Genomic DNA, 11,306 nt, shown 5'->3' on the forward strand with positions numbered 1-11,306 from the left:
TACGGTCAGCGTGAACTCAAACCCCCATCGCCTGCCACAATTCGCCAAGCGACACCGTGCCCAGCGCCATCACCCGGTCGGCCGCGCCATAATAGACGCGCAGCGTATCGCCCTCGACCAACGCTCCGCAACTGAACAGCACATTGTCGAAAAAGCCGCTGCGCTCATAGGCTTCGTCCGGCACCGCCAGCGCCCGATCCAACCGCGCCCGCACGATGCGCGGATCGTCGAGGTCGAGCAGCAGCGCGCCGAGGCTGTAGCGTTGATCGGCATCGACGCCGTGATAGATTTGCAGCCAGCCGCGTGTCGTCTCGATCATCTGCGCACCGCCGCCGATCTTCATCGCCTCCCACGCAGCGCTGGTCCGTCCCGCCAGATGGCGGTGGTCGCCCCAGTGCAGCAGGTCGGGCGACTTCGCGATCCAGATTTCGGGCATGCCGAGGTGCAGCGGCGCGGGCCGGTGCAGGCACCAGTAATGGCCGTCGACCTTGCGCGGAAACAGACACACGTCGCGATTGTCGGGCGCGTGGATGATGCCGATCCGCTCGACCGAAACAAAATCGTCGGTCACCGCCAATGCGGTGGCGATGCCGAGGTCGCTGACGGCGGTATAGTTGATGTACCAGCGCCCTTCGATCGCGGTGATCCGCGCATCCTCGCACCCGAAACGCTCGTTGCGGTTGGCGGGAAACAGGAACGGCGCATCGTCGACCGCGAACGTCACCCCGTCGCGGCTGCGCGCCAGGCGAAGGTGCGACAGTGACGTCAGGAACACATCGCGCAGATCGGCGCGCGACCGCACCATGCGCGGGTCGCTGAAGTCATAGGTCGGATCGTCGCGACGGAAGCTGCGGGTGGTGCAGGTCCATGCGCCGTCCACTTGCTCCAGTAGCGGCACGATCACCGTGTCGGGATCGTGGGCGATGACGCTTTCGGCGATCCGCACCAGCAGGATCGTCTCGTCACCGAAGCGGGTAACGCCGGCATTGAAACTGCCGTCGACCCGCCATTCGGGACGGCTCGGCCGGACCATTTCGGGCGTGACGACGGGATTGCGCGGATCACGCTGCAACATGGCAGAACCTTCTCATTTGAGCGACAGCGACATGCCTTGCAAGAAATGCCGCCGGAACAGCAGGAACAGCAGCACCAGCGGCAGCGTCTGCAACACCGCGCCCGCCATCACCGGGCCGGCATAGCCGCCATATTGCTTACTGAACGTCGCCAGCAGCACCGACAACGGCATCCGGTCGGTGTCCGAAATCGCGATCAGCGGCCACAGGAAATTGTCCCAGGTGCCGGTGAAGGTGAACAAAGCGACGATGGCGATGATCGATTTGTTCAGCGGCACGACGATCTTCGTCACCGTCTGCCACAGGCTCGCCCGGTCGAGCCGTGCCGCGTCGAAATATTCCTCGGGCATCGTCCGGAACGACTGCGACATCATGTAGATGCTCCAGCCCGACATCATCGACGGCAGGATCAGCGCGCCGAGCGAGTTGAGCATCCCCATCTCCTTCACCAGCACGAACAGCGGCAAAATGAACATGCTCGTCGGAATGACCATTTGCAGCAGTAGGAAATCGCCGAACAGTTTGCGCCCCGGAAACCGAATGCGCGCGAGCGCAAAGGCGATGAAGGCCGAGGTCAGCAGCACCGATGCGGTAACGGTCAGCGTCACCACCGCCGATACGCCCAGCGCGCCGAGGAACGGCCGGTCGAGCTTGTCGGCGGTGGCGAACAGGAAGGCGAAATTGTCGAGCGTAAAGTCGCCTTCGAACAGCCCGGTGTTATAGATTTGCGAAGCAGGCTTGAGCGACGCGGCGACCATCCATGCGAACGGGTACAGCCATGTCAGCGCCAGCGCATAGATGGCGATCGTCGCCGCCCATCCGCCGATGCTGCGCCTGGCAAGCAACGCCTTCATGCCAGCACCACCTTTCGTTCGAACAGCCGCCGGGCAAGCTGCACCAGCGCATAGGTGACCAGTGCGACCAATATGCTCATCATCGCCGCATGGCTGGGTTGCAACCGGCGGAATGCGGTTTCGTAGATCATCATCTGCGGCGTAGCGGTGCTGTCGCTGGGGCCGCCGCCGGTGATGATGAACGGTTCGGTGAACAGCCCGAACGACACGAGGATCGCAAAGGTCAGCACCATCATCAGCTGCGGGTTCATCATCGGCAGGGTGATGCGCCACAGCCGCGTCCACGGCCCGGCATGGTCGAGCCGCGCCGCATCATAGATTTCCTTCGGGATCGCCAGCAGCCCCGAATAGAGAATGAGGCCGTAATAGCCGACGAACTTCCACGCGACGACCAGCGCGATCGCCAGCATCGCCAGCGTCGGGTCGTTGGTCCACGGCACCCGCACCCCCGCCAGATCGAACAACATCGTGTTGAGCGGCCCGGTCGAGCTGAACACCTTGGCGAACACCAGCGACAGCGCGACGCCCGACGACACGTTCGACAGCAGGAAACACAGCGCCACGAACGCCTTGCCCCGCCCGACATGCTGCAACCCGAACGCGACGATCAACGCGCCGCCGAACGCGATCGGCAGATAGAAGCCGAGGAAGCGCACGACGTTCCACAGCGCCTGCAGGAATTGCGGGTCCTGCACCGTCAGCAACAGGTTGCGCGCGCCCGTGAACACCGGTTCGTCGAAGAACCGCCACTGCGTCACCGACAGCTTGGCCAGCCAGTAGAAGGGATAGGCCCAGAACACGGCGGTAAAGATCAGATAGGCCCCGGCCAGCGACAGCCCGATCACCGCCTCGCGCGAAAGCGTCGAGCGTTGCCTCATCCCTGCACCTCCAGCATCCGGTCGGTCCGCGCCACCGCATCGGCGAGAGCCTCGGCGGGGCTGGTCGTGCCGAGCATCAGCGGTTCGACCAGACGCGCGCTCATGATCTTCTGGATGTCGATGGTATGTTCGGACAGCGCCGGCGGACGCGCCGTCGCGACATGGTCGGCATAGGCGCGGGCGATCGCGTTGCCGCGATAATAATCGGCAAAGGCGGGATTGGTCAGCAGGTCGTCGCGCGCGGGCGACAGGCCGGTGCGTTGCAGCCACAACAGGTTAAGCGCTTCCTCGCCCATCACCCAGTTGAGGAACGCGAACGCCTCGCGCTGCACCCGGCTGTTGCGGAAGATCACCACGCCCTTGCTGTCGGAAAAGGTCGATCGCGGGCCAGACGCCGGCCCCTGCGCGATCATCGGCCCGACTGCGATCCGCGCCAGCGTATCGGGATAGATATTCGCGAACCGCTCGACATCCCACGGCCCGCGTACCGCACCGGCGGCAAGGCCCGACACCAACGGCTCCTCGGCATCGAAATCGAGCGCGGTCCAGCCCCGTCGGTACATGTGGTCGATGAACCTCGCCGCCTGCAACCCCGCCGGATTGTCGTACAGCGCCTTGTTACCCGCGAGATACGGTTGCCCGCCCGACGCCGCGTAATAATAGGAGATATAGTCGAACCAGCGGTCCTGCCACGCCCGCCCCGCGACCACCTGCATCCCGTAGCGCGAACCGCGCACGGCATAGCGTTCACAGAAGCGATAGACTTCGGCATAGGTCGCGGGCGGCGCCGACAGACCGTTCGCTTCGAGCAGATCGGCGCGCCACCAGATCAGCGTCGGACTGGAGTAGATCGGCAGCGCGACGACCTGCCCGCCCTGTTCCCATCCGGTTATGATCGACCGCATGTGCCGCGCCTCAAGCAGCGCTTCATACCCGGGCATCGCCGCCAGATTGACGACCTGTCCCAACGCGGCGAGTTGCACCGCGAAGCCGGAAAAGACGTTGGTGCAGAGATCGGGTTCGGTGCCCGCGACCAGCGCCGACAGCACCGTATCCTCCGAATTACCGGCGGTCGGGATCGTCGTGAACTGGACCGGCAGGCCGAGGCGCGCGGCGTTCCATCTGGCGACTGCGATCTTCCAGAAGCCCTCCTCCGCCGCATTGGGCGCGACCCAGAGCTGGATGCGGTCGGTGCGTTTCTCGACCTGCTGCCGGCCGCAGCCGGCGAGCAGCGCCGCGCCGCCCAAGGCCAGCAACAGGGCATCGCGCCTGCTGGTCATGGCAGCGGGGTGCCGTTCAGCGCGGTCGCCGCGAACAGCCCCTCGATCGTCGACTCCGCGCCGGCATTGGGGTTGATCCGGCCCGGCGCGATGATCCCGTCATAGCCGCGCCCGGTGGCGGGATCGAGCATCACCCGGCGCGCGGCGTTGGTGCCGGTGAACCAGCTTGCCAGTCGCTCGGCCAGCGCTCGATAGCGGGGCTGGCCGGTCTGGCGATGCGCCTCGGTCGCGGCGAGGACCATCGGCGCGATGCCATAGGCGATCTGGGGGAATCGCTGCGCGTCATAGGGTTTGATCCCTTGCCCGTCGCTGCGCAGCGCGAAGGTCGAGCGCATTCCGGTCTTGAGCAGATAGGGATAGAAATGATCGACTTCGGTGAGCGCGCAGGCGGTGAAGTCGGGGCGGCCCAGCGACTTGCCCGCACGCAGCAGCGCATAGGCCTGCGCATTGCCCCAAGCGTGCCAGCGGTTCTGCCAGCTAAGGAACGCGCCGTGCGGAAAATTCCGGGCGTCGCCCGCCTGCATCGCGACCAGTCCGTCGCCGATCCGGCCGATCAGGACGCGAGTGGCGGGGTCTTTCGTGCGTTGCCAATGGGGTAGCAGGCCGAGCAGCGCGGTCGAGCCGGCATCGGCACCGGATTCGAGCGGCAGCCAGGTCGGTACGGTCACGCCCTCCACCGTTTTCGTGCCCTTGGCAGTGACGGGCAGGTCGCGCTTCAGGTTCGCTACCAGACGGTCGGCGGCGGTGCGGGCGCGCTTGGCGGTGTCGGGGGAGAGGTGCGGCAGCGCTGCTTCCAGCCCCCACAAAGCGCGGAGCGACCACCAGTTCAGCTCGGCCAATGAGGTACGGTATTCGCGGTTGATGAGGCCGTCGCCCCACAGGAAGTTGTGGAAATAGCCGTTATCCGCCTGCATTTGCAGGACGAAGCGGGTCAGCATCTCGATCTGGTGCCGCCGCTGCGCATCGGGGTTGCGGGCGGCGAGCAGGACGATGCCGCGAGCGACGTCGTCGACGCAGGTATAGCCTTCGCGGGGTTCGATGGCGAAGCGATAGTCGGGAGCTTCGCTGTAGATATGGAGGATGCCGACGCGTTCGCCGTTCAGGTCGCGCTCGGCATAGAGATGGTCGAAGTGGACGAAGTTGCCACGTATCGTTGCGTTCGAGGCGACTGCAATCGATTGCGCGGATGCTGCGACCGGCAAGGGACAGGCAAGGGCGAGCAGCGCGGCGATGCGCAGGGTTTTCACAGGCGGCCGCTCCTCTCCATCGCTCCCTATCGGGATGCAGGTTTATCGTTAAACTTTCCCGGTTGCGGGTGTCAAGCCGGCGGGCTAGGCAGGCGGCAAGCGGCGGAACGACCGCCCGGAGAGGAAAGCATGGGCCGCCCGAAACGCGCCACCCTGAAATCGATCGCGGCCGATCTGGGCATTACCCATACGTCGGTGTCGAACGCCTATAACAACCCGGCCAAGGTGTCGCCGGCGCTGCGCGACCGCATCTTCGCCCATGCCCGAAGTTTACACTATGAAGGACCGAACCCCGCCGCGCGCTCGCTCCGGACCGGACGGTGCGGCGCGATCGGGGTGATCTTCAACGACCAGTTGAGCTATGCCTTCACCGACCCGCACGACATCGCGTTCCTGCGCGGCATATCGTCGGTGTGCGAGGAGGAAGGTGCCAACATCGTCCTGATCCCGCTGAAGGACAAGCATCCCGAACGGCTCGACACCCTCACCGCCATCGTCGACGGCTATATCCTGAACGCGCCGTACAAGAGCAATCCGACGATCCGGAAGGCACTGGCGCGGGGGCTGCCGACCGTTGTCGTCGATTTCGACGCGCCGGGGTTGCCGAGCGTGCTGACCAACGACCGGGCGATGATGCGGCAGGTGGTGTCGCACCTGCTCGACCTCGGCCATCGCCGGATCGCGATCGTCACCTTTCCCTGGACCGAGAATCATGGCGAGATCTACGCGCTGGACCGCGATTTCTCCGACGAAAATTACGTCGTGCACGAACGCATCCTCGGCTGCCGCGACGCCTTCGACGCCGCCGGCATCGCGCAGGACAGCGTGCTGGTGTGCGAGACGCTCAATTCGGAGGAAGGCGGCGCACGCGCGGTCGACCGGCTGTTGCAGCGGCAACGCGACCTGACCGCGATCGTCTGTTTCTCCGACCGGTTGGCGCATGGCGTGATGTCGGCCTGCGAAGCGCTCGGGCGGACTGTGCCGGGGCGGATGTCGGTGACTGGCTATGACGGGATCGACCCGCCGGGCCGCGTGGCCGATGGCCCGCGCCTGACCACGGTGCGGCAGAATGCGTTCGAGAAAGGGCGCAAGGCCGCCGAACGCCTGTTGTGCGACAGCGATGGCGGCGCCGCGCCGATCGCCATCGATGCCCAATTCATCATCGGCGACAGCAGCGCGGCGGCATGGGAAGGAACAGACGCATGACGGCGCTGGTGCTCGAAGGACTCGGCAAATCCTATGACGGGACCCGGACGATCCGCGGTATCGACCTGCACGTCGCCTCGGGCGAGTTCGTCGTGCTGGTCGGATCGTCGGGCTGTGGCAAGTCGACGGTGCTGCGGATGATCGCCGGCCTCGAAAGCGTGGACGAGGGCACGATCCGCATCGGCGAGCGCGATGTGACCCACGCCCCGGCGGCCGACCGCGGGGTGGCGATGGTGTTCCAGTCCTACGCGCTCTACCCGCACATGACCGTGCGCGAAAATCTAGCGTTCGGGCTGAAGAACATCCGCACGCCGAAGGCGGAGATCGCGCAGGCCGTCGACCATGCCGCGACGATCCTGGAACTCGACGCGCTGCTCGACCGGATGCCGTCACAACTGTCGGGCGGGCAGCGGCAGCGGGTCGCGATCGGCCGGGCGATCGTGCGCGATCCGGCGATTTTCCTGTTCGACGAACCCTTGTCCAACCTCGACGCCGATCTGCGTGTCAGGATGCGGCACGAACTGGCGGCGCTGCACCGGCGATTGGGTGCGACGATGATCTATGTGACGCACGATCAGGTCGAGGCGATGACGCTGGCCGACCGGCTCGTGATCCTCGATCAAGGACGGATCGCGCAGGTCGGCACGCCGCTGGAGATTTACGACCGGCCGGCCAATGTCTTTACCGCCGGGTTCATCGGCAGTCCGCGGATCAATTTGCTCGACGCGGTGGTCGTGGCACGCGACGGTGCGGCGACGGTCTTCGAGTTTGCCGGCGGTACGCGCATCGCGTGCGATCGTGGCGGCGCGCTGGCGGTGGGCGAGCGGGTGACGCTGGGGCTGCGGCCCGAGCATCTGGGGTTGGCGGCGGGGGCGGACGGCGTCGCGCTGCCGATGATCGTCGAGGCGGTCGAGGCGCTGGGACATTCGACCTATCTCTATGGCCAGTTGGCGGCGGGCGGCGAGTTTCGCGCGAAGCTGGACGGGCATCATGCGGTGACCGGCGAGGTGACGCTGTATGCCGATCCGGCGCGGGTGCTGGCGTTCGGTGCGGATGGGGTGGCGGTCGGGTGAACGAGCGCAGCCGCTGGATCCTGCATATCAAGGAACTGCGCGTTGCTCATGACGTGAGCATTTTCGAGGCTGAGAAGATCGCGCTTGCCGATCTGGCGTGGCAGCGGTGGGTCGGGCGGCAGATCGCGACCGACGAACGATGCCGCCGCATGGCGCTGCGCCATATCCGGGACCATGGCGATGCGGCGCTGATCGGACACGACGGCACGCGACTGTTCGTCCGGTAAGGACCGCGCGTGCGATGGTTCGAGCGAAGCGCTATGGATGCGGCCGGTACAGCGGCGGAGAATCACGGTGATCGAACCGGTGATGCAGGAACGACCGGACCCCGGCAGCTACGCCGACTTCGTCGCGCGCAAGGTCGCCGCGGCGCGCGCTTCGCTACAGGCCGGGCTTCGGTATGACCATGCCGTGGTCGAGGCGCATTTCGCCGCGCTGCGTGCGCGAACGATTCCGGACCGCGACCGCCGGCCCGGGCGATAACCGAGCGCTCCATGCGGGCCGAGCATGGCTACTCCAACAGGCCAACGCGGCAAAACGCCTTATCCACGCGATCGGTTCCATCTTAACCATTTGTCAGCGGTCGCCGGCTATGATTTAGGCAGACGAGCGGTGAGCCGGGGGGCCGATCCGCACAGACAGCATGGGATGCAGCGGGCGATGGTCGAGACGGCAGTGTTCACCTATGGGTTGTTGGCGAGCTTCGTGCTGTCGGGCGCGGCGCGCAACAAGCGTATGGAGCGGCCGAACCCCGCGCTGCTGACCTATATCGGGTATCTGCTGGTCGGCATGTCGGCCGCCGCGTCGGTGCTGCTGACGGGCTATGCGGTGTGGCAGTCGATCTGACGACCGCCGTTCGCCGGTTACGATAGCCAGTTCTCGACGCGGAGCGTCGCAACCGGCGCAAACTCGCGGACATTGGCAGTAACCAGCGTCGCGCCGACCGTATCGGCATGGGTGGCGATCAGCAGATCGTTGGGACCGATCGGCGTGCCTGCTGCCTCCAAGGCGGAGCGGATACGACCATAGTGAGCGTCACCGGGCACATCGAAGGGCAGGATGTCGAGGCCGTCGAGGATCGCTTCGACCTGTGCCGTAAGACGGATTGAGGCCTTCTTCGCGCAACCGTAGCGCAGTTCGGCGGCGGTGAAGATGCTGATGCAAACGGCATCACTGCCGACTTTGGCGATCCGTTCGAACACCTTGCCCTGCGGATGTCGGACCAGATCGGACACGATATTGGTGTGGAGCATGTAGCGCGACCTGTTCAAAGATCGATGTCCTTGAGCGGCAACAGCGTGGCATCGAGATCGTCCGGCAGCGCGTCTGCCGGATCGAGGTCGCGGAGTGACCGCAGCGTTTCGAGCAAGTCAGGACGCGGCTTTGGTTCGATAATCAGCCGCGACCCTTCCTTGTGGATCAGCACCCGGCTACCCGGAAATTCGAATTCCGCCGGAATGCGGACCGCTTGGCTGCGATTGTTGCGAAACAGCTTGGCTTCGCGAATGTCGCGGTTCACCGCAGGTTCGGCCATGTTCAATCCTCCATTGGATATGCCATCACCCGGCCGCCATTCCAATGACTGTGTCGATCGTCGGCCCGGCGACCACCGGACCATCCGCAATCTCCGTACGCTGCCGCACGTACCCGCTTGCCGCCGGTCAGGTTGATCGTTAAACCTACGCGCACCCCCCGGACCGACGACCGCATGAACGGCGTGGCGACAGGGGCGGCGATAGGGAGAGGATTCGGCATGAAATCCGATACGCGGTTCCGCTTGCTTGGGCTGGCCGGGATGGCCACCGTTCTGGTCACCACCGCCGCTACGGCGCAGACGCAGGGGGCCGACAATCCGGCGCCGCCCGCCGGCACGGTACAGGATGCGACCAGCGCCGCCGATGATGGCGAGATCATCGTCACGGGCTTGCGCGAAAGTTTGCGCCGCGCGACCGACATCAAGCGCAATGCCGACAACATCCTCGATTCGATCGTCGCCGACGATATCGGCAAGCTGCCCGACCAGAATATCGCCGAGGCGATCCAGCGGATTCCCGGCGTCACCATCTCGCGCGACAATGGCGAGGGGCAGTTCATCACGGTGCGTGGTCTGGGGCCGGCGTTCAGCAGCGCGCTGTACAATGGCCGCATCCTCGCGACCGAGAATCAGGGACGCGAGTTCAGCTTCGACATATTGCCCGCCGAACTGATCAACCGCGTCGATGTGTCCAAGACGCCGACCGCCGCGCAGATCGAGGGCGGGATCGCCGCGACGGTCGACATGTACACCGCGCGGCCGTTCGATTTTTCCGGCACCAAGGTCTCGCTGTCGGGACAGGCCAATTACGACAAGATACGCGGGGAATTCTCGCCGCAGGCATCGGGGCTGTTCAGCACGACGTTCGGCGGGGGCGATTTCGGCATTCTCGGCGCGTTCTCCTATATCGACCGCAAGATCGAGGGGAAGCGCATCTTCACCGACGGGTGGGAGGCGAACCAGTCGCTCGACCTGAACAGGGACGGGACGGCGGAATTCACCGGCGTGTCGCTGCCGACCTATGTCGAATGGGGTACCAACCGCACCAATCGCAAGCGGTTGTCGGGGCTGCTGACCGCGCAGTGGCGGGCGAGCGATACGTTGCTGTTCACCCTCGACGGCCTCTATTCGAAGCTGGACGTCAATGACGATAACAAGGTGTTCTTCGTCTATGGCGGGCCGGGCGACATCACCGCCGCGACGGTCGATGCGAACAACACCATCACCAGCTATACCGGCATCGCATCGGGTCCGAACATCACCAATCAGGTGCGTCCGCGGCTTGCCACTACTTATCAGGCGGGGGCCAATCTGGCGTGGAACCCGTCCGACCGGTTGAGCGGCACGGTCGATTTCTCCTGGTCGAAGGCAAGCGACGATACCGGCGGCAATCAGGCGTGGTTCGAAAGCAACCTCGCCACGCCCAGCTATTCGCCTGCGGGCGTGCGTTTCAACATCGGGCCGACGGGGATGCCGGTCTATACGGGCCTCGGCAACATTCTCGACGTGTCGAACGCGAAGGCCGGGTTCCTGACGTATGAAGGGGTCAGCGTCGAGGACGAGATTTATCAGGGCAATGCGAACCTGAAATGGGATGCCGATATGGGTATCCTGACGCGGATTTCGGGCGGCTACAACTTTTCCGATCGCAAGAAATCGCGCTTTTCGTTCAAGACGCCCGATGCGCTGCAATGCCTGTATTGCGGGGCGGGCGTCGGCGTGCCGCAGAGCGTGTTCGGGCGGCCGGCGGCGGCGACGAACTTCCTCGGCACCGGCATGTTCGACAGCGCCTATCCGACCTATGCGGCGGCCGATCTTGCCGCCTATCTGCTCACCGATGCGGCGATCAACCAGCTGGCCAATCCGGCGGCGGCGCGCGCGGCGCTGGCGGCCAATGGCGGCGGGTTCGGCGTCATTCCGGTGCCGGGCAACAGCGGATCGGCGCAGGAGCGGACGATCGGCGGCTATGTCCAGGCGACGTTCGGCGGCGATTTCGGGTCGCGGGCGTGGTCGGGCAATATCGGCGTGCGCTATACCCGCACCGACGTGACTTCGCGCGGGTTCGGGCAGGAGATCGTCAGCATCACCCCCGCCCCGCCGGGACTGTTTACACCGGCAGCATTTTGGATTCTTGTCTGTTCCCGAGGGTTGAGACAGGGAG

General features: G+C 65.2%; 13 protein-coding genes. 6 read left to right on the forward strand and 7 right to left on the reverse strand.

Annotated features, from left to right (window positions below; genetic code table 11):
- Positions 1–16: 16 nt before the first annotated feature.
- Genes ASE59_RS06240 through ASE59_RS19525 form a run of 5 tightly spaced genes read right to left on the reverse strand, consistent with a single transcriptional unit; the run spans position 17 to position 5,332 of the window.
- Entirely contained in the window at positions 17–1,075 is a 1,059-nt protein-coding gene (locus ASE59_RS06240) for a glycoside hydrolase family 130 protein (RefSeq protein WP_056453809.1), read from the reverse strand.
- Between the two features lie 12 nt (positions 1,076–1,087).
- Positions 1,088–1,927, reverse strand: a complete 840-nt coding sequence (locus ASE59_RS06245) for a carbohydrate ABC transporter permease (protein WP_056453812.1) — start codon at positions 1,925–1,927, stop codon at positions 1,088–1,090.
- On the reverse strand, positions 1,924–2,805 hold the full coding sequence (locus tag ASE59_RS06250) for a carbohydrate ABC transporter permease (RefSeq protein ID WP_056453815.1): 882 nt from the start codon (positions 2,803–2,805) through the stop codon (positions 1,924–1,926). Before ASE59_RS06250 ends, ASE59_RS06245 begins: the two co-directional genes overlap by 4 nt.
- Positions 2,802–4,085: an extracellular solute-binding protein gene (locus tag ASE59_RS06255; RefSeq protein ID WP_056453818.1), complete on the reverse strand. Its 1,284-nt coding sequence runs from the start codon at positions 4,083–4,085 to the stop codon at positions 2,802–2,804. Before ASE59_RS06255 ends, ASE59_RS06250 begins: the two co-directional genes overlap by 4 nt.
- Positions 4,082–5,332 carry a hypothetical protein gene (locus ASE59_RS19525; protein ID WP_056453821.1) on the reverse strand — a complete coding sequence of 417 codons (1,251 nt, stop codon included), beginning with the start codon at positions 5,330–5,332 and terminating at the stop codon, positions 4,082–4,084. The genes ASE59_RS06255 and ASE59_RS19525 overlap by 4 nt, the downstream gene beginning before the upstream one ends.
- 129 nt (positions 5,333–5,461) lie before the next feature.
- Here ASE59_RS19525 and ASE59_RS06265 point away from each other — a divergent pair, with 129 nt between their 5' ends.
- The 5 genes from ASE59_RS06265 (at position 5,462) to ASE59_RS06285 (ending at position 8,457) form a co-directional block, all read left to right on the forward strand.
- Positions 5,462–6,538 (forward strand): LacI family DNA-binding transcriptional regulator, encoded by a 1,077-nt coding sequence (locus ASE59_RS06265; RefSeq protein WP_056453824.1) that lies wholly within the window; start codon positions 5,462–5,464, stop codon positions 6,536–6,538.
- The gene (locus ASE59_RS06270) at positions 6,535–7,611 is read left to right on the forward strand and encodes an ABC transporter ATP-binding protein (protein ID WP_056453827.1); all 1,077 of its coding nucleotides are present in this window, start codon (positions 6,535–6,537) and stop codon (positions 7,609–7,611) included. The genes ASE59_RS06265 and ASE59_RS06270 overlap by 4 nt, the downstream gene beginning before the upstream one ends.
- Entirely contained in the window at positions 7,608–7,838 is a 231-nt protein-coding gene (locus ASE59_RS06275) for a hypothetical protein (protein ID WP_056453830.1), read from the forward strand. Before ASE59_RS06270 ends, ASE59_RS06275 begins: the two co-directional genes overlap by 4 nt.
- Positions 7,839–7,905: 67 nt before the next feature.
- Positions 7,906–8,094: a hypothetical protein gene (locus tag ASE59_RS06280; RefSeq protein WP_056453832.1), complete on the forward strand. Its 189-nt coding sequence runs from the start codon at positions 7,906–7,908 to the stop codon at positions 8,092–8,094.
- A 177-nt stretch (positions 8,095–8,271) separates the two neighbouring features.
- On the forward strand, positions 8,272–8,457 hold the full coding sequence (locus ASE59_RS06285; protein ID WP_056453843.1) for a hypothetical protein: 186 nt from the start codon (positions 8,272–8,274) through the stop codon (positions 8,455–8,457).
- 17 nt (positions 8,458–8,474) lie between these two features.
- Here the strand turns inward: ASE59_RS06285 and ASE59_RS06290 are convergent, their stop codons facing one another.
- Both ASE59_RS06290 and ASE59_RS06295 read right to left on the reverse strand, forming a co-directional pair.
- Positions 8,475–8,882 carry a type II toxin-antitoxin system VapC family toxin gene (locus tag ASE59_RS06290; RefSeq protein ID WP_321163217.1) on the reverse strand — a complete coding sequence of 136 codons (408 nt, stop codon included), beginning with the start codon at positions 8,880–8,882 and terminating at the stop codon, positions 8,475–8,477.
- Positions 8,879–9,145, reverse strand: a complete 267-nt coding sequence (locus ASE59_RS06295; protein ID WP_056453838.1) for an antitoxin — start codon at positions 9,143–9,145, stop codon at positions 8,879–8,881. The genes ASE59_RS06290 and ASE59_RS06295 overlap by 4 nt, the downstream gene beginning before the upstream one ends.
- A gap of 219 nt (positions 9,146–9,364) precedes the next feature.
- Here ASE59_RS06295 and ASE59_RS06300 point away from each other — a divergent pair.
- Positions 9,365–11,306 (forward strand): TonB-dependent receptor (locus ASE59_RS06300; protein WP_056453840.1); only part of this gene is annotated, 1,942 nt, incomplete at its 3' end.

The organism is Sphingomonas sp. Leaf10 (genome assembly GCF_001421245.1).
Classification (GTDB): domain Bacteria; phylum Pseudomonadota; class Alphaproteobacteria; order Sphingomonadales; family Sphingomonadaceae; genus Sphingomonas.

Coding starts and splice junctions, on each gene's coding strand:
- ASE59_RS06240 (WP_056453809.1), bottom strand. CDS start 1,075: ATGTTGCAGCGTGATCCGCGCAATCCCGTCGTCACGCCCGAAATGGTC.
- ASE59_RS06245 (WP_056453812.1), bottom strand. CDS start 1,927: ATGAAGGCGTTGCTTGCCAGGCGCAGCATCGGCGGATGGGCGGCGACG.
- ASE59_RS06250 (WP_056453815.1), bottom strand. CDS start 2,805: ATGAGGCAACGCTCGACGCTTTCGCGCGAGGCGGTGATCGGGCTGTCG.
- ASE59_RS06255 (WP_056453818.1), bottom strand. CDS start 4,085: ATGACCAGCAGGCGCGATGCCCTGTTGCTGGCCTTGGGCGGCGCGGCG.
- ASE59_RS06265 (WP_056453824.1), top strand. CDS start 5,462: ATGGGCCGCCCGAAACGCGCCACCCTGAAATCGATCGCGGCCGATCTG.
- ASE59_RS06270 (WP_056453827.1), top strand. CDS start 6,535: ATGACGGCGCTGGTGCTCGAAGGACTCGGCAAATCCTATGACGGGACC.
- ASE59_RS06285 (WP_056453843.1), top strand. CDS start 8,272: ATGGTCGAGACGGCAGTGTTCACCTATGGGTTGTTGGCGAGCTTCGTG.
- ASE59_RS06295 (WP_056453838.1), bottom strand. CDS start 9,145: ATGGCCGAACCTGCGGTGAACCGCGACATTCGCGAAGCCAAGCTGTTT.